Here is a 20,629-nt window from a genome sequence, read left to right as displayed (position 1 = left end):
AGGGTTTAAGAAGCCCAGCGAAGCATTCTGGGAATGTTGCTTCAATCTGGATATCAGGATTCCAACCACCGTTGCACTTGGCTCTTGAAACCGCCTACCCAAAGAAAAGGCGACCCGCAGCGCGTCGAATTCCCGCCCCAGCCATGCCGCCCAGGGCGCGGCCGGAACTTGCGGCGCGCTACCGTCGCGCCGCTGCGGACAGCCGACCGCTTAAGACCCTGGGCGGCAGGTCTGTGTCGGCTTGCGCTGACGGGACCGGACCAGCTCCGACAGAGGTTTTAATCAGAAAAAGAGAGAGTGGCTTGCGTGAAATGTCTGCCAAATGGACGCTACCCGATACCATTAAAAGCCACCGTACCAACGCGCCCACGGGCCCCGTCAAGCATGCCGACGGGTGGCCCCGGGGCGAGGTTTTAAGCGCCTGCTTTGTTTGAGCGATTTGACGTTAGCAAATCGCGAGTTCAGGCGCGCCTCGCCGCGGTCAGGCCCCGGAGGGTAACCGCAGGCCATGCTTGTGGGGTGGCCTTGGAGGTGAAGGAGGGCTTGGCCAGGCAAGCCCTCTTTCCCGTCCGCCGCGCGGAAGCGGCATCAAAACCATCATCCGCGCTGCGGATTCCCACACGGCGCAAGGCGCGCAGCAAGGCTGGTACGGGCCAGCATGCTGTCGGGCTTTCTGTATCAGGACGAATGTCGGTGCTGGTATCGGGTGTCAGTAATTGCTGGATACGACGTCCCAGTCTTTGGCCGATGACTGCGAGTATATCGTCGCTATACAGCCACCATTGGCCGTTGTGGCGCAGCACATGCAGTGGTTTGCCGTGGTAGTGGAAGCAAAGGGGAGGTGGGTGTTGCGGCGCAGCTTGATTGATCATGGTACTTGCCTTGATGTTGGACCGTTGAAAGTCACCCCTGTTGAGAGGGTGGTCGGGCACTTCAACACCGCCAACACGGCCCACAGCTTTTCCTGGTTTCCCAGGTATTGCATGGCTGCGCGCTACCCGACCATAAGCTGCGCATTGTCCGCAAAAACGGACAATGACAAAACCGATGGACGTAAAAATGCCGCAAGACTAACGGATGCGGCAGCCGTGTTGGGGGTGTGTTGAGCACCAACGGGACACTGTAGTGATGGGGGGAGGGTATGGAAACTGCCCGAAGGGGAAGGTGAGCAGGACCTTGCTTGCAGGGGAAGTACCGCACAGACGCGCCGACGGGCCCTGGCGGGCAGCCGCAGGCCATGCTTGTGGGGTGGCCTTGGAGGTGAAGGAGGGCTTGGCCAGGCAAGCCCTCTTTCCCGTTCGCCGCGCGGAAGCGGCAATGCAAAAGATCATCCGCGTGAGCGGATACAAACCTGTATTTACTACGTATCGGCAATCGGACTCCGACTGCTGCGCTTAAGCAGATAAGCACCGCACCGAGGTCACTCCACTCCCCGTTCGCCGCGCGGAAGCGGCAATACCGCGGCCGGGTACACCATCACTTCAACAAATAGCTCAGCACAATGCCCGCCATCAGCACCGCACCGACGCGGTTATTGTCCAGAAAAGCCTTGAAACACAGCCCGCGGTCGCGGGTGCGGATTTCCCGGTACTGCTTGGCAATCAAGCCCAGGCAGATGGCCAGCGCGGTAAAGAAAGGCCAGCCCAGTGCCAGCTGCCAGCCTATGCCCGCCATCATGAGGATGAACACGGCGTGGCACAGCATGATGCCGGTGACGTCGTGATCGCCAAAGGTGATGGCTGAGGTCTTGATGCCGATTTTCAGGTCATCCGGCTTGTCGGCCATGGCATAAGCTGTATCGTAGGCCACGGTCCAGAAGGCATTGGCCACCAGCAGCAGCCAGGCCAGCGCGGGGACGTGATTGTTGAGCGCGGCAAAGGCCATGGGGATGCCAAAGGAAAAGGCAATGCCCAGATAAGCCTGCGGCATGGGGAAGAAGCGCTTGGTGAAGGGGTAGCTGGCGGCCACGAAAACCGCTGGCACACTCATCAGCCAGGTCAGCCGGTTCAGCGGCAGGATCAGCAGGAAAGAGATGATGGCCAGCGCCAGCGCCAGCCACAGCGCTTCACGCTCGGTCACCGCACCACGGGCAAACGGGCGCTGGCTGGTGCGCTCCACATGCATGTCGTAGTGGCGATCGGCATAGTCGTTGATGACGCAGCCAGCCGAGCGCATCAGGAAGGTGCCGACCACGAAGATCAGCACCACCAGCGGGTCCGGCTTGCCGTTGCCGGCTATCCACAGTCCCCACAGCGTGGGCCACAGCAGCAGCAGGGTGCCGATGGGCTTGTCCATGCGCATCAGCTGCTTGTAAACGGTGTAGCGGTCTTTCAGGGCATCAAGCGTCATCGGGCAAAATCTTTCAGGGCGGGCAGGAACACCTCGCACACCACCATCGGGGCTTCATCCAGCACAAAGCGGCAGCGCCGTGCCGTCAGGCTGGTGCTATCGCTTGCACAGGCCTGATGCAGGGGATGGGCCGGCCCCAGTTGCTGATAGTGCAGCGGGCCGCGCTGCAGCTGCGGCAGGCCGCCAAACAGGGTGAGTCCGAGCGAGCGGCTGCCACGGTCCAGAATGGGCTGCCACACCGGGCAGTCCAGCCGGGCAATGCTGCGCGCGTACACCACCGGGGTGTCATCCAGGGTCAGCAGCACATGGCGGGCATACAGCAGGCTGTCGGCTGGCAGGGCAAGCAGGGCGGGCTCGTCCGGGTTGGCCGGGCTTGCGCCTTGTGACAATACCTGCACGCCGAAGCGGTGGCCGGTGGCCAGCAGCCGCTCGGTCAGCGAGCCGGCTTCGCTGACGAAGGCCAGCAGGCCGGGGGCAAGGTCGGGGGGCTGCGGCAGCCAGTGTGTATCCTGAATCATGGCGCGCATTATGCCAAAGCCGGACAAGGCTTGTCCTGTTTGTTGACAGTAATACGACAATGGCCTTGTCTGTTTATACCGCGCTGCAGCAGCCGCAGGTATGATGAAAGCCCGATGTTGGCCGATGGCCTGGCTTGTGGTGGCGCGCTGCTGCAGGCGGAATGATGCCCATGATAGAAACCCTGTTGTGGCTGGTGGGTTACCAGCTGGCTGGCGAGCTGATCAGCCGTAGTTTTTCCCTGCCCTTGCCCGGCCCGGTGCTGGGTATGTTGCTGCTGTTTTGCACGCTGGCTGCGCGCAAGTCGGTGCCGGAAAGCATGAAGCAGAATGTGCCGCGCTTTCTGTCCCATCTGTCGCTGCTGTTCATTCCTGCCGGCGCCGCGGTGCTGGCCTATCGCGATCTGCTGGCCGGTTTCGGCTGGCAATTGCTGGTGGTGCTGGCCGCTTCCACCATCCTGACCCTGCTGCTGCCCGGCCTGTTGCTGAAGTTGCTGCTGGCGCGTCACCGGCACAAGGAGGAGGCATGAATCCCATGGCTGCCGTGGAGGTGCTGCGTACGTCGCCCTTGAGCGGGGTGTTTGTCACCTTGCTGGCCTACAAGCTGGCGGTGTTGTTCAACCGGCGCTGCCACGGCCATCCGCTGTCCAACCCGGTGCTGATCGGTGTGCTGTTGCTGCTGGGCTGGCTGTTGGCCACCGGCACCAGCTACCGCGACTACATGAAGGGCGGGGTGATGGTGCAGATGCTGCTGGGCCCGGCCACGGTGGCGCTGGCGGTGCCGCTGTACGGTAATCTGTCGCGGCTGAAGCGTGCCGCCGGCCCCCTGGCCATCACCATCGTGTTTGGCGGGCTGGTCGGCATTGTCAGTGCGGTCGGGGTGGGCTGGCTGCTGCAATTGCCGCAGCAGGTATTGCTGTCGCTGACCACGCGTGCGGTGACCACGCCGATTGCCATGAGCGTGTCGCAGGGCATTGGCGGTATTCCCGAGCTGTCGGCCATGTTTGTGATTTTGTCTGGCATTTTCGGTGCGGTCATCGTCAAGCCGCTGTTTTCCTTGCTGGGCATGGGCGACGACATGGTGCTGGGCACGGCCACCGGTATTTCGGCACACGGCATCGGAACGGCACGGGTGTTCCAGTTGTCAGAGACTGCCGGCGCTTTCGCCGGGCTGGCGATGGGGCTTAATGGGGTAGTCACCGCCATTCTGGTGCCCTTGCTGGCACCGTTGCTGCACTAGCCGCATAAGTGTTTGTCCGACATGCGGCTGACACAAGCCTGGTGTAGGCTGCGCTGTCAGTCTTGCCGCAGGTGGATGGGCACGGGATGGATAGCGGCAGCGGCGACAGGCGCAGTGCACTGCGATTTGTCGTGCCATGGCCGCTGAGCTGGTCCCGCGCTGCAGCCTGGTCAAGCGCCAACAACAATAACGGAGGTAAAAAATGGATCTGATCCTGTGGCGTCATGCCGAAGCGGAAGAAGGTTCTGATGATCTGGCGCGGGCGCTGACCCGCAATGGCCAGCAACAAGCCAGCCAGATGGCCCAGTGGCTGCGCGACCGCCTGCCGGAGGATTTCCTCCTGCTGGCATCGGAAGCCAAACGTTCGCAGCAGACCGCTGCGCTGCTGAGCAAGCGCTTTACCGTCTTGCCGGAGCTGAATCCGGATGCATCGGTCGAGCAGGTATTGAAAGCGGTGAACTGGCCGGAAGCGGGCAAGACCATCGTGCTGGTTGGCCATCAGCCGTATATCGGCCGCCTGTCGGCACAGTTGCTGGGTGAGCAGCCGCTGTTGTGGAGCGTGAAAAAAGGTTCGGTGTGGTGGTTGAATCACCGGGTGCGTCACGAGCTGGAACAGGTGCGCCTGAAGGTGATGATGACCCCGAGCATGCTCAAGCCTTGAGTGTCAGGGCCTTGCCTGCCTGAGATAGCCCCTTGCGAGGGGCTTTTTGCTGTCTGCTGCATGGCCAGTCCCCCCGCCGTCTGGCGGGTGGGGCGAAGTCAGCCGGGCGTATCCTGCTCGCGCAGCTGCCGCCACTCGCGGGGACTCAGCCCGCACTGTGCCTTGAATGCGCGTGACAGTGCCGCTTCACTGCCATAGCCCACGGCCATGGCGATCATCTTCAAGGACTCGCCGCGGCGCAAGGCCTGCTGTGTCAGCCGGACGCGCCAGCTCTGCAGATAGGCGCCCGGCGTGCAGCCGACCGCCTGGCGAAAGCTGCTGGCAAACACGCTGCGCGACATGCCGGCGATGTGGGCCAGCGCATCCAGCGACCATTCCTGCCCTGGCTGCTCGTGCATCGCCACCAGCGCCTTGCGCAATTTGGGGTGAGACAGGCCAGCCAGCATGCCGCCATTGATCTGCTCGCTTTCCATCAGTTGCCGCAGCAGCTGGATCAGCAGTACTTCGAACAGCTTGTCGATCAGGGCGTGGCGGCCGCAGCGCTCGCTGAAGGCCTCCTCGAACAGCAGTGCCAGCACCGGCGCGGCCCCATCAATCGTCTCCAGTGGCAGGCAGATCATCTCCGGCAAGCCGCTGACGATAGGGTTATCGCTGCCGCCGGCAAAATGCAGCTCGGCACAGGTCAGATCGGCAGGGTGCTGCGGATCGCTGATGAAACGACGGGCCATGGGCCGGGGATAGAGCAGCAGGCTGGGCACCTTCACCTGCAGGCTGGGCTGGCCCGGATGAATGATTTCCATGGCTCCGGCCCGGACCAGATGCAGCTGTCCACCTGCGCCGGCGGCAGAGAAATCGTTGATGCCGCACAGGGTGCCGGCGTGAAACAGGCGCGCGTGCACCGGGAAGTGATGCAGCAAGGCATTCAGGCGGTCGCTGCAGGATTCGGCCAATGTGCTACTCCTTGTTAATTTTCCGGCATTTTATATGACCAGGAGTATTTTTTCCAGGAGCGTGCCGGTCGGGCCGGTGGGGGGCATAAGCGCTTGCCCGCTGGCCGGGTGCCAGCGGCTGGTGCTGGTCTGCAAAAAAGAGGGCTCCCGAAGGAGCCCTGATCAGCGGGTACCAAGCGGGCCGCACTGGCCCTGAGAGAGAGTCTTGGTAAATAAATATTAAAAATACTTTTTAGTAATTGCAATGAATGACGGTTAGCTAAGCCGGAGCGCCAGCTGCTGGCGCAGCCTTTTCGCCACACTCACCATATTGCCCAGCGCGGCCTCCACCTCTGGCCAGCCACGGGTTTTCAGTCCGCAATCGGGGTTGACCCACAAGCGTTCGGCCGGAATCACCTGCAAGGCCTTGTCCAGCAGGGCTGCCATTTCAGCCTCGGCTGGCACGCGCGGGCTGTGGATGTCGTACACCCCGGGGCCGATGTCATTGGGGTAGCGGAACTCGGCAAAATCCTGCAGCAAGGCCATGTCGGAGCGCGAGGTTTCGATGGTGATCACATCGGCATCCAGTGCGGCAATCTGCGGCAGGATGTCGCCGAATTCCGAGTAGCACATATGGGTGTGAATCTGGGTGCTGTCATCAATGCGCCAGCTGCACAGGCGGAAAGCCTCGCCCGCCCACTGCAGATAAGCCGCTTGCTGTGCCTGCTGCAGGGGCAGCCCTTCGCGAATGGCCGGCTCGTCGATCTGGATGATGCGGATGCCGGAGTTTTCCAGATCCAGCACCTCTTCGTTCAGTGCCAGGGCAATCTGCCGGCAGACCGTGCTGCGTGGTACATCATTGCGGACAAAGCTCCATTGCAGCATGGTGACCGGCCCGGTGAGCATGCCTTTTACCGGGCGCGTGCTCAGGCTTTGTGCATAGACGGCCCAGCGCACGGTCATCGGCTGCGGCCGGGCCACATCGCCGACGATGATGGGTGGTTTGACGCAGCGGCTGCCATAGCTCTGCACCCAGCCCAGCCGGGTAAAGGCAAAGCCTTCCAGCTGTTCGCCAAAGTATTCCACCATGTCGTTGCGCTCGGCTTCGCCGTGGACCAGTACATCCAGCCCCAGTGCTTCCTGACGGCGGATCGCCAGCGCAATTTCTTCCTGCATGGCCTGCTCGTAGGCGGCTGCATCCAGTTCGCCGCGCTTGAAGGCCGCCCGTGCGCTGCGAATGCTGGCGGTTTGCGGGAAAGAGCCGATGGTGGTGGTGGGCAGCAATGGCAGCTTGAGCCCGGCCTGCTGCAGGGCAATGCGTCGGGCAAAGGGCAGGGGGCGCTGGTCGGCACCGGCTGGCAGTGAGGCCAGACGCTGCTGCACGGCTGGCCGGTGAATCAGCGGGCTGCTGCGGCGCTGTGCCTGCACATGGTCGCTGGACTGCAGTTCGTTACTGATGCTGGCACGGCCCTGCTCCAGCCCGCGCTGCAGCAGCTTCAGCTCGTTCAGTCTTTGCACGGCAAAGGCCAGCCAGCTGCGGATGTCGGCATCCATTTCGGTTTCCGCGGCCAAATCGAAAGGGCTGTGCAGCAGCGAGCAGCTGGGGGCCAGCCACAGGCGCTCGCCCAGTTGTGCCGCCACCGGCTCCAGCTGTGCCAGCAAGGCGCTCAGATCGCTGCGCCAGACATTGCGCCCGTCCACCGCGCCGGCAGACAGCACCTTGTCATCCGGCCACTGCTGCATGAAGTGGGCCAGTTGCTCCGGCGCGCGGACCAGGTCCAGATGCAGGCCGGCGACCGGCAGGCTGTGCAATAGCGCGGCATGCCGGGCCACGCTGCCAAAGTAAGTGGCCAGCAATAGCTGGAGCGGGCTGCTGGCAGCCAGCTGCTGATAGGCCGGGGCAAAGGCGGCCAGCCAGTCGGCGGGCAGGTCCAGCGCCAGGATGGGTTCGTTCAGCTGTACCCAGCTCACGCCAGCGGCAGCCAGTTGCTGGAGGATCTGTTCATAGCAGGCCAGCAGGTCCGGCAGCAATTGCAGACGGTCAAAATCGCCGCCCTTGCATTTGCCCAGCCACAGCAGGGTGAGCGGCCCGATCACTACCGGTTTGGCCTGGATGCCCAGCGCCTGCGCTTCGGCCAGCTGGGCCAGCAGCGGGGCGGGGTTGGCGCTGAAGGCGGTATCCGCCTGCCATTCCGGTACCAGGTAGTGGTAGTTGGTATCAAACCATTTGGTCATTTCCAGCGCCGGCTGGCGGCTATTGCCGCGCGCCAGCTGGAAGTATTGCGCGCTGTCCAGCCGGGCAGGGTCAAAGCCGAAGCGGGCCGGAATGGCGCCCACCAGGATCTGTGCATCCAGCACATGGTCGTATAGCGAAAAATCCCCCACGGGCGACAGCTGGATGCCGGCGCCCTTCTGTAGCAGCCAATGGCGCTGGCGCAGCGTGCGGGCGCCTTGTTGCAAGGCGGCCTCGTCAATCTGGCCTTGCCAGAAGTCTTCCAGCAGTTGTTTCAGTTCGCGTTTGGCGCCGATGCGGGGAAAGCCGGCCAGGTGCAGTGTGGTCATGTCGGAGTCCTTGTCTGTCAGTGCTCCCAGCATCGGTGAATCTGCTGTATGATTCAAACTCATTTTTTTGTTGTTTTGAATGAATTTAATTCATGTTTGTCGGAAGGCCCATGCCATGCTGGAACTACGTCATCTGCGCACCCTGCTTGCCCTGCAGGAAACCGGCAGTGTGTCGCTGGCGGCCGAGCGGGTGTTTCTCACCCAGTCGGCCCTGTCGCATCAGCTGAAGCAGCTGGAGGCTTATTACCAGCAGCCCTTGTTTGAACGCAAAACCCAGCCGCTGCGCTTTACCCTGGCGGGCGAGCGTCTGCTGGCGCTGGCGCGCGAGGTGCTGGACAAGGTGGCCGCGGCCGAGCGCGAGGTGGCGCGCATCCGCCAGGGCGAGGCAGGGGAGCTGCGGGTGGCGGTGGAGTGCCACACCTGTTTCGACTGGCTGATGCCGGCCATGGACAGCTTTCGCCAGCACTGGCCGGCGGTGGAGCTGGACATTGTTTCCGGTTTTCATGCCGACCCGGTGGGGCTGTTGCTGACGCGGCGCGCCGACCTGGCCATCGTGTCGGAAGCCGAGCCGCAGGCCGGCATCGTCCACCAGCCCTTGTTTGCCTATGAAATGGTGGGCATTGTGGCGCGTGATCATCCGCTGGCCGCCAAAAAGGTGTGGCAGGCGCAGGATTTTGCCGCGGAAACACTGATTCACTATCCGGTGCCGGACGAGATGCTGGATTTATGGCGCAAGGTACTGCTGCCGGCCGGGGTGAGCCCGTTGCGCCGTACCAGCGAGCTGACGGTGGCCATCATTCAGCTGGTGGCCAGCCGGCGCGGTGTGGCGGCCCTGCCGTTCTGGGCGGTCAAGCCGTATCTGGAGCGCGGCTATGTGGTGGCGCGGCAGATCGGCGAGCAGGGGCTGAGCAGCGAATTGTACGCAGCCTTGCGCAGCGAGGATGCCGGGCTAGCCTATATGCAGGATTTTCTCGCCACGGTGCGGGAGCGCAGCTTTGCCACGCTCCCGGGGCTGACCGTGCTGGAGGGCTGATGCACGGTGCTGGGTTTCAGCCCTGTTCGTCATGGGCTTCCATGCCCAGTTCCTGAATCTTGCGGGTGAGGGTATTGCGGCCCCAGCCCAGCAGATGTGCCGCTTCCACCTTGCGCCCGCCGGTGTGGGCCAGGCCGGTGCGGATGCAGCTTTCCTCGAAGCGCCGGCACAGGTCGTCGATGATGCCCACTTCGCCGGCACGCAGGCGGCGGGCCACTTCTTCGGCCAGGCCCAGCGTCCAGTCCACCACATGAACGGCCGTGCTGGCCACCGGGCTGCCTTCGCCGGCCGCTGCCACGGGGGCGGCTTCCGGTTCGCGCAGTTCGGCCGGGAGGTCGCCCACCTCTACCTGCTGGCCCGGTGCCATCACGGTAATCCACTGACACAGGTTTTCCAGCTCGCGCACATTGCCGGTGAAGCTGTGGAACTTGATCACCTCCATCGCCGCATCGGTCAGCCGCTTCGGCTCCACCCCCAGGCTGCTGGCGCTCTTGGCCAGGAAATGGCGGGTCAGCAGCGGAATGTCTTCGCGCCGTTCGCGCAAGGGTGGCAGGCGCAGGCGAATCACGTTCAGCCGGTGGAACAGGTCTTCGCGGAACAGGCCGCGTTTGACGCGGTCTTCCAGATGCTGGTGGGTGGCGGCAATCACCCGCACATTGGCCTTGATCGGCACATGGCCGCCCACGCGGTAGAAATGGCCGTCCGACAGCACGCGCAGCAGGCGGGTTTGCAGCTCGGTGGGCATGTCGCCGATTTCATCCAGAAACAGCGTGCCGCCTTCGGCTTCTTCAAAGCGGCCACGGCGGGTGGCCAGTGCGCCGGTGAAGGCGCCTTTTTCATGGCCGAACAGTTCCGATTCCAGCAGGTCTTTTGGAATGGCGGCGGTGTTCAGGGCGATGAAGGGCTTGCTGGCACGCACCGAGTGGCGGTGCAGCGCTTCGGCCACCCTTTCCTTGCCGGTGCCGGATTCACCGGTAATCAGCACGGTGACATGCGATTGCGACAGCCGGCCAATGGCGCGGAACACGTCCTGCATGGCCGGAGCCTGGCCTAGCAGCACCGGCATGGCTTCCACGCCGCCACTGGCTTCGATCTGGCTATTGCTCTCGGCCAGCGCCCGTTCGATCAGCTGCACGGCCTGGTCGACATCAAAGGGCTTGGGCAGGTATTCGAAAGCCCCGCCCTGGAAGGCGGCCACGGCCGAGTCCAGGTCGGAATGGGCGGTCATGATGATGACCGGCAGCTGCGGGTGGTCGGCCTTGACCCGCGACAGGAATTTCAGGCCGTCCGTGCCCGGCATGCGGATATCGGAAATGATGACGCGCGGGGTGTTGTCATACAGGGCATTGAGTGCGTCGTCTGCACTGGAAAAGCTGTCAAAGCCGATGCCGCTGCGGCCCAGTGCCTTTTCCAGTACCCAGCGGATGGCCTTGTCGTCATCGATGATCCACACCGGGTTATTCATAGCAGCCCTCGTTTCTGTTATTTGGGTTCAATCCGTATTGCTGAAAGGCAGCATTACGGTAAAGCAGGTCTGGCCGGGGCGGGATTCGAATTCGATGCTGCCGCCATGCTGGTGCACATAAGCCTGGGCCAGTGTCAGCCCCAGACCGGTGCCTTCGGCGCGTCCGGTCACCAGCGGATAGAAGATGTGATCCCTGATTTCCTCCGGAATGCCGGGGCCGTTGTCGACAATCTGCAATTTTAATGCCAGCCCGTGACGCTTGCGTGCCAGGGTGACCTGGCGGGCCACTCGGGTGCGCAAAATCACCTCGCCGCTGGCCTTCATCGCCTGGATGGCGTTCTTGACGATATTCAGCACCACCTGGATCAGCTGCTCCTTGTCCGCCACCATGTGCGGCAGGCTGGTGTCGTAGTCGCGGCGGATGATCAGCCCCTGCGGGTACTCGGCCAGGGCGATGCTGCGCACCCGTTCCAGGACTTCGTGGATATTGATTTCACTGCGCACATGGCGGCGGTGCGGAGCCAGCAGGCGGTCAACCAGCGACTGCAGGCGCAGTGCTTCTTCCTGGATGACTTCGGTGTATTCCTTCAATTCGGGCCGGTCGGACAGCTCGTGTTCCAGCAGCTGCGCCGCACCGCGTATACCACCCAGCGGATTCTTGATTTCATGCGCCAGATTGCGGATCAGCTCGCGATTGGCCTGCTGTTGCAGCAGCAACCGCTCTTCGTTGGCAATTTTCAGCTGCTGGTCGAGGGGCCGCAATTCCACCAGTGCCAGCCGGCCATCAGCATCCACCGGGGTCACCGACAGGGCAATGTGCAGTGGCTGCTCGCCATGCGGCGTGCGCAGTTCCAGGTCGTGTTCGATATAGCCGGCATTGTGCTGTAGGGCGGTGCTCAGCGCCTGGCGCAGGGCCGGGCTGTCCTGAAACAGCTCGAACAGGGTGTGGCGCAGTAGCTCGCGCCGGCCGATGGCCAGCAGGTTTTCACACGCGGGATTGGCGAATTCCAGTACACCGTCGGCGCTGGTGATCAGGACCGGGGTGTCGAGTAATTCCAGGCCGGCAAAGCTGGGAGAGTTCATGGTGCTCCGGATCGAAGGGGGCTGTGCCTGGTGCTGTTAGCAATAAGCACGCCAAGCCAGAGCACAGCGAATGCACGATTACGGAGTCAATTATGCACCATTATTGTGCAGATGAGGTGGCCTGCCCCAATTCGCGGCGCAGCGCATCCACATTCTTCTGCCGCTCGGTCACCGCATCTTTCAGCTTCTGCACGCGGTCGAGGTATTTCTGGTAGTTGCGGGCTTCATCGCCATTGCGGGTGGCGGCACCGTCGGTGTAGGCCTTCTGCGCATCGGCCAGTGCCTTTTGCTCATTGGCCAGCTCGTTTTCCAGAATCTTGCGCCGGCTTTCGTCGCGCTTGCTCTGGGTGCCGTTGTCGACATTGGGATAGCCATCCGGGGTGGAAGCCGACTTGCTGCCGGCATTGCCCGCCGGCTTGCTCTTGCCGCTGTTGCCATAGGTGGACAGCGGCGCCAGGTGCATGGGCTTGGCGCCCTTGATCGGTACATTGGTGAAGGTGACATTGCCGTTGGCGTCTATGTATTTGTACACCTCGGCCTGGGCGAGGCTGCAACTGAGCAGCAGACAAAAGGCAAGCGTTTTCATGGGAGTCCGCATCAGCAAGAAAAACAGGGTGGTCGTGGCGATATGATAAGCAAAAGCCCGGCCCGCGTCACATCGGGCTGTCCCATGACAGGCGCAAGGACGACTTGACTACCGGCCAGTGCCATGAAAAAACCCGCAGGGCCATGAGCCATGCGGGTTTTGCTACATTGGGCTTGCACAGGGTCAGCGGTAGGCGTAGCTGGATGTCATGCTCTTGGGCAAGAGACCACGGATGTTTGCATCGATAGGCATGGCATAGTCATGAGCTGATATCACGAGATTGCCATTGGGATTGACGATCTTGAGATTGATGTAAACCATACTGGGTGAAACGGCATAGGTTCCAACCACAACGGCTTGAGCCTTGTGCGATTTGCTAACCTCGGTAACTTCACGGGATAGCATGAGCTCCCCTTCGGTTTGCTTGATAAACAGGTTATCGCGCAGTTTCAGCTCTTTGATTTGCAATCCTCGCTTGGCTAGTCGCGCGGCGATTTGCTCGGAAAACAAACGCCCAAGGCTGGAAGACTCGGTCAGTTCGTTGACATTGACAAGCGTTGCGACCAGCAAGGGCTGTTCGCTATTTAGCGTTACACCTTGTAGCAAAGCATCGACAGCCTTGTAATTGGTCTCAATCAAATCTGTCTTGACTGGGCTTTCCGGGACGGTCTGGCATGCGGACAATAATGCTGTCGTCAGCACAATAGTACTGATGAGTATGAGTTTTTTCATTTGCCTACCACCTCCCAGGTCTTCATTGCATCAATTGCGTAGAGCGCAGAATCTTCACGTTCGATGTAATAAAGGTCGGATGTGCGTGCCAGATATTGATTGGCGCTTTCAAGCGATGTGGTGACCAAGACTTCTGTTCTGGTTGGCCCACCTGATGCCTTGCCATTCAGTGCCAGGTTTGTGCTGTCAAGTGCGGCGGCCGCTCCCAAACCGATCAGGCTGTAAGTCGCCGCGGCATGGCTAAAGGTAAGATCGCGGGCGACAGCAATGCCTGCTGCCAGTGTTGTCATCGGATACTGAATGGCATTACCTGCATTGCTATTGTGTTTGATCACTTGGGTTTCGATATTCAGCCGCAAGCTACCAGGACGAACGGCTACGGGAATGCCTTTTTCAACGAGCCGGGTGATGAGTAGATTGCGAAAGCCTTTGTCGAAGGCGGAATCCGTGGCAGGTACCACGTAGATGGCCTGATCGGAGCTGATTCGGTTTTGTGTTTTCTCTGCAATACGCGTTGCTACGTCGGCAGCCAAGACATCCCAGTGATGTGCGGCTCTTGCTTTTTGCTGACTGGATACGGGGTAGTTATCCGCACGCGGCACATCAAGCGTTGCGGTTGTGCAAGCTGTCAGCGTGGCAATGATAGCGATTCCGCTCAGAATTCTTGGGTTTTTCACAAGCGCACACCTTTTGGTATGAAAATTTATTTATAAATATTTTATACCAATCAATATTCATTTGCGAAATAAAATACAAATGTCATTTTGCTTTTTGAAATCAAGCTGTTAAGGTGGCTTTGTGCCGAGCAAGCAACCCTTGGTTCTTGTCTTGTGACCACTGCACATAGGCATGGAATTAAGTGTTGAAAGGGAGTGCAGTATGGCAGTGTGTGCTTGGGGGAATGGCTCTTGCTACGGCCAAGCGCCTGCGTATGGAGAGGCGCATTATTAAAACTCAAGCTGACCAGGCCACAGCGTGCTCAGGCTATGCAGACCGTTTCGAATTGATATGAAAAAACCCGCAGGGCCATGAGCCATGCGGGTTTTGCCACAGCCACCGGAAGGTTCCGGTGGCTGTTTGCCATTACAGCGAGTAGTACATCGCGAATTCGACCGGGTGGGTCGTCATGCGAGTCAGGTTCACTTCCTGCATCTTCAGTTCGATGTAGGCGTCGATCCATTCGTTGGAGAACACACCGCCACGGGTCAGGAAGTCGCGGTCTGCGTCCAGCGCGGCCAGGGCTTCGTCCAGGCTGGCGCATACGGTCGGGATCAGCTTGTCTTCTTCCGGCGGCAGGTCGTACAGGTTCTTGTCAGCAGCATCGCCCGGGTGGATCTTGTTCTGGATACCATCCAGACCGGCCATCAGCAGAGCGGAGAAGCACAGGTACGGGTTAGCCAGCGGATCCGGGAAGCGGGCTTCGATACGACGGCCCTTCGGATTGGCTACGTGCGGGATACGGATGGAAGCGGAACGGTTCTTGGCGGAGTAGGCCAGTTTTACCGGAGCTTCGTAATGCGGTACCAGACGCTTGTAGGAGTTGGTGCCCGGGTTGGTGATGGCGTTCAGAGCCTTGGCGTGCTTGATGATACCGCCGATGTAGTACAGGGCGGTTTCGGACAGGCCGGCGTAGCCGTCACCAGCGAACAGGTTCTTGCCGTCTTTCCAGATGGACTGGTGCACGTGCATGCCGGAACCGTTGTCGCCAACGATGGGCTTGGGCATGAAGGTGGCGGTCTTGCCGTAGCTGTGTGCCACGTTCTGTACCACGTACTTCAGGATCTGGGTCCAGTCGGCACGCTGGGTCAGGGTGCTGAACTTGGTACCGATTTCCATCTGGCCGGCAGTGGCCACTTCGTGGTGATGCACTTCAACCGGCACGCCCAGTTCTTCCAGCAGCAGTACCATGGCGGAACGCAGGTCTTGTGCGGAGTCAACCGGCGGAACCGGGAAGTAACCACCCTTGACGCCCGGACGGTGACCGGTGTTGCCACCTTCGAATTCTTCAGCGGAGGCCCAGGCAGCTTCTTCGGACTTGATCTTCACGAAGCAGCCGGACATGTCGGTGCCCCAGGTGATGCTGTCGAAGACGAAGAATTCCGGTTCCGGGCCGAAGTAGGCGGTGTCGCCCATGCCGGATGCCTTCAGGTAGGCTTCAGCACGCTTGGCGATGGAGCGCGGATCGCGGTCGTAACCCTTGCCGTCGGCCGGGTCGATCACGTCACACGACATGAATACGGTGGGTTCGTCGAAGAAGGGGTCAATCTTGGCGGTAGCCGGGTCGGCCATCAGCAGCATGTCGGAGGCTTGGATGCCTTTCCAGCCAGCGATGGAGGAGCCGTCGAAAGCGTGGCCGCGTTCGAACCATTCGTCAGCATCTTCCAGCAGAACGTGTGCCGGGATGGTAACGTGTTGTTCTTTGCCACGGGTATCAGTAAAGCGCAGGTCTACGAACTTGACGTCGTTTTCTTGAATCAGCTTGACTACGTCTGCAACCGCCATGAATGTTCTCCTAAAGGCAACGTGCATCGAAAGCAATATTGCTTGATAAAGATGGTACGCCTCACTGGAAGCATGAAGCGTGCCAGGCTACGAACACTAATGTAATCATTGTGTCACAGGGCTTGGTGCACGGCTAGTTGTTATCAATGCACCAAATCAATGCAATGCACCGTGCAGTTGCACCATGTTTGTGCATTGTGCGGGTGAGTGGTGATTCTGGCCCTGCCAGCATCGTGGCATGGCCCTATTACAAAGAAAGGAAAGCAATGGACCAGAGCGATTTGATCCTGCAAACGGCCGCCGAGCGTGCGGCAGCCCAGCAACTGCCTTATCAGGGCGCGCTTACCCCGCCCGAGGCACACTATCTGGCCCAGCATCTGCCGGGGGCCGTGCTGGTGGATGTGCGCAGTGCGGCGGAATGGCAGTTTGTCGGCGTGGTGCCCGGTGCCTTGCGCATTGAGCTGCGCAGCTTCCCCGGCATGCAAGTCAATGCGCAGTTTGTCGAGCAGCTGCAAGCCGCCGTCGACAAGCAGGCTGTCCTGTTACTGATGTGCCGCAGCGGTGTGCGCTCGCACGAGGCGGCCACGCAAGCCCGCGCCGCCGGTTATACCCGGGTTTACAACGTGCTGGAGGGGTTCGAGGGGGACAAGGATGAGCACGAGCATCGTGGCCAGCTGACTGGCTGGAAGGCACATGGCCTGCCCTGGGTGCAGGGCTGAGCCAGCGCTGAATTGTTGGGACAGGGGTATTGACCGGTTGATGTTTATGACGTTACACGGCAAAGTGCTACCTCAGCAGATGAACCGCACGACGCGGAAGCACCACAGGAATCCAAGAAAGCTGATCATGATCAACCGTTACGCCGTCATCGGTAACCCCGTTTCCCATAGCCAGTCGCCGTTTATCCACAGCGAATTCGCCAGCGCCTCCGGTGAGTCCATCCAGTACGAAAAGCTGTTTGCCGAGCTGGGCAAGTTCGACGAAGTGGTCGGTGAATTTGTCCGGGCCGGTGGTCTGGGCCTGAATGTCACCCTGCCGTTCAAGGGCGATGCCTACCGCATGGCGCAGGAAGTCACCGAGCGTGCCCGCGCCGCAGAGGCGGTGAACACCCTGACTTTCCGCGATGGCAAAGTCTATGGCGACAATACCGATGGCGTGGGCCTGGTGCGCGACATCGTGGAAAACCTGGATTTCCCGATGGAAGGCAAGAGCATCCTGATCCTGGGTGCCGGCGGTGCCGTGCGTGGCGTGCTGGAACCCATCCTGGAGCAGAAGCCGGCCAAGGTGACCATTGCCAACCGCACGCTGATCAAGGCGGAAGCCATTGCCCACCACTTTGCCCCCTGGGGCGAGGTGGTCGCCAGTGGTTACGAGGCGCTGGAAGGCAAAACCTTCGACATCATCATCAATGGCACCTCCACCAGCCTGCATAACGAAATCCCGCCGCTGCCGGCCAATATCTTCACCGCACGCACCCTGGCATACGACATGGTGTACAGCAAGGGTCTCACCCCTTTCCTGAAGCGTGCCCAGAGCGAAAATGCCGGCATGCTGGCCGATGGCCTGGGCATGCTGGTGGAACAGGCGGCCGAGTCCTTCCATATCTGGCGCGGTGTGCAGCCGGATACCCGCAAGGTCACCAATATGCTGAGGGAAGTGCTGGCCTGATCCGATGCGTCTCTTCCTGAAAATCATGGCGGTCCTGGTGGCCGCCATTGTGTTGTACAACCTGTGGATTCTGGGGCATGTGGTGTACTGGCGAGACCACAATCCCGAAGCCAGTGCCTTCATGAACGAACAGCTGGCCAAGCTGCAGGAGGATGACCCCAATGCCGAATTGCGGCAGAAGTGGGTGGGCTATGGCCAGATTTCACCCAATCTCAAGCGCGCGCTGATCGCGGCGGAAGATGCCAAGTTTGCCGATCACGAAGGTTTCGACTGGGATGGCATCGAGGCGGCTTTCGAGAAAAACCTGAAGCAGGGCCATATTGTGGCCGGAGGCTCCACCATCAGTCAGCAATTGGCGAAGAACCTGTTCCTGTCCAGCAAGAAAACGCCCTGGCGCAAGCTGGAAGAGGCCGCGATTACCGTGATGCTGGAAAAGGTGCTGGATAAGCGTCGTATCTTCGAGATCTACCTCAATGTGATCGAGTGGGGTAATGGGGTGTTCGGTGCCGAGGCCGCGGCCCGTTATTACTTTCACACCAGTGCCGCGCGGCTGTCCGCCGGTCAGGCCGCCAAATTGGCCGCCATGGTGCCCAATCCGCGCTATTACGATGAGCATCGCAATGCGCCTGGCCTGATGAAGAAAACCCGCATCATCCAGCGGCGCATGCAGTACGCCGACCTGCCTTAAGCCACCGTACAGCAGCTGCCCCCGGCTGGAAGGCCAGGGGTGGCTCATGTTACAATTCCACTTCTGTTTATCCGTTCTGCCCTGCTGTAAAGGCAGGGTATTGCACATGGACTTACCCAGTTATCCCATAGCCGCTGGCTTTCCCCTGTTTTGTCGTTGATTCCCGCCGTCCCGACCGTGTAGCCCAGTCTCCGTCGCCGCGGCGGAAGGAGTTGTGCTTGACGGTTATCGAAAAAAAACAAACTGCCGAACGATTAAGTGAAAGCCTGGCCGATGTGCAAAGGCTGATCGGCTTGCATCAGACGCATGACGTACTGGCGCAGGCTGATTCCGATGCGCTGTCAGCCTTGCAGCAGCGGCTGCAAAGCCTGCATCCGGCGGACATCGCCTATATTCTGGAAGCCCTGCCGCTGCAAGAGCGCCTGCTGGTATGGCAGCGTGTCAAGATTCAGCAGGATGGCGACATCCTGCTGGAAGTTTCCGATGCGGTACGGGAAACGCTGATCGACTCCATGGCCCCGGACGAACTGGTCGCCGCCGTGCGCCAGCTGGATACCGACGAGCTGGCCGAACTGGCCGGCGACCTGCCGCGACAGGTGGTCTACGAAGTGATGGGCGAACTGGACGAGGCAGAGCGTGAGCAGCTGCAATCCGCACTGTCCTACCCGGAGGGCTCGGTCGGTGCGCTGATGGACTTCGAACTGGTGAAAATCCGCGCCGATGTCAGTTGCGAAGTGGTGTTGCGCTATTTGCGGCGTTTTGACGAGCTGCCACATCAGACCGACAAGATTTTCGTGCTGGACGCCGCAGAGGCGCTGTGTGGCGTACTGCCCTTGCGCAGCCTGCTGGTGGCTGATCCGGAGCGGATGGTGTCCGAGGTGATGGCGACCGAAGTCGTGTCCTTTCAGCCGGACGATGAAGCGCGCGATGCCGCGCTGGCTTTCGAGCGTTACGACCTGGTTTCGGCGCCGGTGGTCGACGAGCGTGGCGCGCTGATCGGCCGGCTGACGGTGGATGAAATGGTCGACGTCATGCGTGAGGAGTCGGACAGCGAAGTGCTGAATCTGGCCGGCCTGAAGGAAGAAGAAGACCTGTTCGCCCCGGTGGTCGATTCGGTAAAGAACCGCTGGGCCTGGCTGGCCATCAATCTGTGTACTGCATTTATCGCCTCGCGCGTGATCGGTGCATTCGAGCAGTCCATCAACCAGCTGGTGGCGCTGGCCGCACTGATGCCGATTGTGGCCGGTATTGGCGGCAACTCCGGCAACCAGACCATCACCATGATTGTGCGCGCCCTGGCCATGGGGCAGATGCAGGTCGGTCAGGCCTGGCGGCTGTGGCGCAAGGAGCTGGGGGTCAGCATCATCAATGGCCTGGTCTGGGGTGGGGCCATCGGCCTGATCGCCTGGGCGCTGTACGGACGGCTGTCGCTGGGATTGGTCATGCTGGCGGCCATGACACTCAACCTGATGCTGGCGGCCACCATGGGCGTGCTGATTCCTTCGCTGATGCAAAAAATGGGGCGAGACCCGGCGCTGGGTTCCAGCGTGCTGATCACCGCCTGCACCGATTCCGGTGGCTTTTTCATTTTCCTTGGCCTGGCCACCCTTTTCCTGCTTTGATGATGAATCATGCTGACACTTGAACAGGCACTGCGCTGCCATTCCCTGCCACGTCTTGAAGCACGCATGCTATTGCAGCATGTCCGACCTGGTTTGACTCATGCCCGCATGATTGCGGACCCGGACCTGCCGCTCACGGAAGACGAAGCCGAGTGTTTCAAGCAGTTGGCGCAGCGTCGCCTGCAAGGCGAGCCCATGGCCTATTTGCTGGGTGAGCGCGAATTTTATGGCCGCTGCTTCCGTGTCAGCCCGGCGGTACTGATTCCACGCCCGGAAACCGAACATCTGGTCGAGGCTGCCTTGGCCAGGCTGGGGTTGGCACCGGCGCAGGTGGTTGACCTGGGCTGCGGCAGCGGTGCCATTGCCGTCACCCTGGCACTGGAAGCACCGGCATGGCAGGTGCAGGCCGTTGATTTGTCACCGGCTGCGCTTGAGGTCGCCCGTGGCAATGCGGAACAGCTGGGCGCCGTGGTGCATTTTCATCAGGGGAGCTGGTATCAGCCACTGGGGGGGCAGGAGGGTTTTGACCTGATTGTTTCCAATCCGCCTTATATCGAACAGCATGATCACCATCTGGCCGAGGGCGATGTGCGCTTTGAGCCACGCATGGCGCTGACCGACGAAGATGACGGTCTGAGCTGCCTGCGCGAGATCATTGCCGGTGCCCCGGCACGTCTGAAGACGGGAGGCTGGCTGATGCTGGAGCATGGCTTTGATCAGGGCAATGCAGTGCGCCAATTGCTGCTGGCTGCCGGCTTGCAGCAGGTGGCGACGCTGCCTGACCTGGCCGGCCTGGACCGCGTCAGCATGGGGCAGCTGGCGGGCTGATGGGCAGAGGCTTGTCCCTTGCCGCGGTATGGCTCGCCTCTGCCGTTGATCAGGCTTTTATTGGCGAATCAATCGAGCTTGCTTGCCCTGCATCAAAGGGATGAGCTGATTACAGCGGCATGCTGGCGCCTGCGCTGCGCAAGCCGGGCTGGACTGCCATGGTGGA

The 20,629-nt window shown here is 60.9% G+C and carries 20 protein-coding genes; 9 read left to right on the top strand and 11 right to left on the bottom strand.

Features of this window, described 5'->3' with window-relative positions; translation table 11 throughout:
- Positions 1-461 precede the first annotated feature (461 nt).
- The 3 genes from DFR38_RS21065 to DFR38_RS16040 all read right to left on the bottom strand — a co-directional run bounded on the left by DFR38_RS21065 (position 462) and on the right by DFR38_RS16040 (position 2,867).
- The gene (locus DFR38_RS21065; protein WP_146215991.1) at positions 462-872 is read right to left on the bottom strand and encodes a hypothetical protein; all 411 of its coding nucleotides are present in this window, start codon (positions 870-872) and stop codon (positions 462-464) included.
- Between the two features lie 604 nt (positions 873-1,476).
- Complete coding sequence (gene ubiA / locus DFR38_RS16045) at positions 1,477-2,349, bottom strand: 4-hydroxybenzoate octaprenyltransferase (RefSeq protein WP_110313623.1); 873 nt, start codon at positions 2,347-2,349, stop codon at positions 1,477-1,479.
- Positions 2,346-2,867 carry a chorismate--pyruvate lyase family protein gene (locus tag DFR38_RS16040; RefSeq protein WP_233170398.1) on the bottom strand — a complete coding sequence of 174 codons (522 nt, stop codon included), beginning with the start codon at positions 2,865-2,867 and terminating at the stop codon, positions 2,346-2,348. Before DFR38_RS16040 ends, ubiA begins: the two co-directional genes overlap by 4 nt.
- Before the next feature lie 170 nt (positions 2,868-3,037).
- Between DFR38_RS16040 and DFR38_RS16035 the strand changes: the two genes are divergently transcribed.
- The 3 genes from DFR38_RS16035 to DFR38_RS16025 all read left to right on the top strand — a co-directional run bounded on the left by DFR38_RS16035 (position 3,038) and on the right by DFR38_RS16025 (position 4,765).
- Positions 3,038-3,394, top strand: coding sequence for a CidA/LrgA family protein (locus DFR38_RS16035; protein ID WP_110313624.1), 357 nt, complete (start codon positions 3,038-3,040; stop codon positions 3,392-3,394).
- Positions 3,391-4,104: an LrgB family protein gene (locus DFR38_RS16030; RefSeq protein ID WP_059287345.1), complete on the top strand. Its 714-nt coding sequence runs from the start codon at positions 3,391-3,393 to the stop codon at positions 4,102-4,104. The genes DFR38_RS16035 and DFR38_RS16030 overlap by 4 nt, the downstream gene beginning before the upstream one ends.
- Before the next feature lie 202 nt (positions 4,105-4,306).
- Positions 4,307-4,765, top strand: coding sequence for a SixA phosphatase family protein (locus tag DFR38_RS16025; RefSeq protein WP_059287344.1), 459 nt, complete (start codon positions 4,307-4,309; stop codon positions 4,763-4,765).
- Positions 4,766-4,863: 98 nt separating this feature from the next.
- On the opposite strand, the gene DFR38_RS16020 is transcribed toward DFR38_RS16025, so the two are convergent.
- Both DFR38_RS16020 and metE read right to left on the bottom strand, forming a co-directional pair.
- Positions 4,864-5,715, bottom strand: coding sequence for an AraC family transcriptional regulator (locus tag DFR38_RS16020; RefSeq protein WP_059287343.1), 852 nt, complete (start codon positions 5,713-5,715; stop codon positions 4,864-4,866).
- A gap of 255 nt (positions 5,716-5,970) precedes the next feature.
- Positions 5,971-8,256, bottom strand: coding sequence for a 5-methyltetrahydropteroyltriglutamate--homocysteine S-methyltransferase (metE, locus tag DFR38_RS16015; protein WP_059287346.1), 2,286 nt, complete (start codon positions 8,254-8,256; stop codon positions 5,971-5,973).
- 115 nt (positions 8,257-8,371) lie between these two features.
- Between metE and DFR38_RS16010 the strand changes: the two genes are divergently transcribed.
- Positions 8,372-9,289, top strand: a complete 918-nt coding sequence (locus DFR38_RS16010; RefSeq protein ID WP_110313621.1) for a LysR family transcriptional regulator — start codon at positions 8,372-8,374, stop codon at positions 9,287-9,289.
- A 16-nt stretch (positions 9,290-9,305) separates the two neighbouring features.
- Here DFR38_RS16010 and ntrC read toward each other — a convergent pair whose 3' ends face one another.
- From ntrC to glnA, 6 genes are all read right to left on the bottom strand, one after another.
- Positions 9,306-10,754: a nitrogen regulation protein NR(I) gene (ntrC, locus tag DFR38_RS16005; protein ID WP_110313620.1), complete on the bottom strand. Its 1,449-nt coding sequence runs from the start codon at positions 10,752-10,754 to the stop codon at positions 9,306-9,308.
- 27 nt (positions 10,755-10,781) lie between these two features.
- Positions 10,782-11,837: a nitrogen regulation protein NR(II) gene (gene glnL / locus DFR38_RS16000; RefSeq protein WP_059287073.1), complete on the bottom strand. Its 1,056-nt coding sequence runs from the start codon at positions 11,835-11,837 to the stop codon at positions 10,782-10,784.
- 100 nt (positions 11,838-11,937) lie between these two features.
- Positions 11,938-12,423 (bottom strand): DUF4124 domain-containing protein, encoded by a 486-nt coding sequence (locus DFR38_RS15995; protein WP_059287074.1) that lies wholly within the window; start codon positions 12,421-12,423, stop codon positions 11,938-11,940.
- Between the two features lie 183 nt (positions 12,424-12,606).
- Entirely contained in the window at positions 12,607-13,155 is a 549-nt protein-coding gene (locus DFR38_RS15990) for a FlgO family outer membrane protein (RefSeq protein ID WP_059287075.1), read from the bottom strand.
- Positions 13,152-13,832 carry a hypothetical protein gene (locus DFR38_RS15985; RefSeq protein WP_146215990.1) on the bottom strand — a complete coding sequence of 227 codons (681 nt, stop codon included), beginning with the start codon at positions 13,830-13,832 and terminating at the stop codon, positions 13,152-13,154. Before DFR38_RS15985 ends, DFR38_RS15990 begins: the two co-directional genes overlap by 4 nt.
- A gap of 406 nt (positions 13,833-14,238) precedes the next feature.
- A complete protein-coding gene (gene glnA, locus DFR38_RS15980; RefSeq protein ID WP_059287077.1) occupies positions 14,239-15,657 on the bottom strand; it encodes a type I glutamate--ammonia ligase in 1,419 nt (472 codons plus the stop codon).
- Between the two features lie 266 nt (positions 15,658-15,923).
- Between glnA and DFR38_RS15975 the strand changes: the two genes are divergently transcribed.
- From DFR38_RS15975 to prmC, 5 genes are all read left to right on the top strand, one after another.
- Complete coding sequence (locus tag DFR38_RS15975) at positions 15,924-16,376, top strand: rhodanese-like domain-containing protein (RefSeq protein ID WP_059287078.1); 453 nt, start codon at positions 15,924-15,926, stop codon at positions 16,374-16,376.
- Positions 16,377-16,503: 127 nt separating this feature from the next.
- On the top strand, positions 16,504-17,325 hold the full coding sequence (gene aroE, locus DFR38_RS15970) for a shikimate dehydrogenase (protein WP_059287079.1): 822 nt from the start codon (positions 16,504-16,506) through the stop codon (positions 17,323-17,325).
- A 4-nt stretch (positions 17,326-17,329) separates the two neighbouring features.
- Positions 17,330-18,013 (top strand): monofunctional biosynthetic peptidoglycan transglycosylase, encoded by a 684-nt coding sequence (mtgA, locus tag DFR38_RS15965; RefSeq protein WP_059287080.1) that lies wholly within the window; start codon positions 17,330-17,332, stop codon positions 18,011-18,013.
- Between the two features lie 275 nt (positions 18,014-18,288).
- A complete protein-coding gene (mgtE, locus tag DFR38_RS15960; protein WP_425320058.1) occupies positions 18,289-19,635 on the top strand; it encodes a magnesium transporter in 1,347 nt (448 codons plus the stop codon).
- A 12-nt stretch (positions 19,636-19,647) separates the two neighbouring features.
- On the top strand, positions 19,648-20,463 hold the full coding sequence (prmC, locus tag DFR38_RS15955) for a peptide chain release factor N(5)-glutamine methyltransferase (RefSeq protein WP_059287095.1): 816 nt from the start codon (positions 19,648-19,650) through the stop codon (positions 20,461-20,463).
- The last annotated feature ends 166 nt before the right edge of the window (positions 20,464-20,629 follow it).

Source organism: Aquitalea magnusonii (assembly GCF_003202035.1).
Classification (GTDB): Bacteria; Pseudomonadota; Gammaproteobacteria; order Burkholderiales; family Chromobacteriaceae; genus Aquitalea; species Aquitalea magnusonii.
This window is presented reverse-complemented; position numbering and strand designations above follow the sequence as displayed.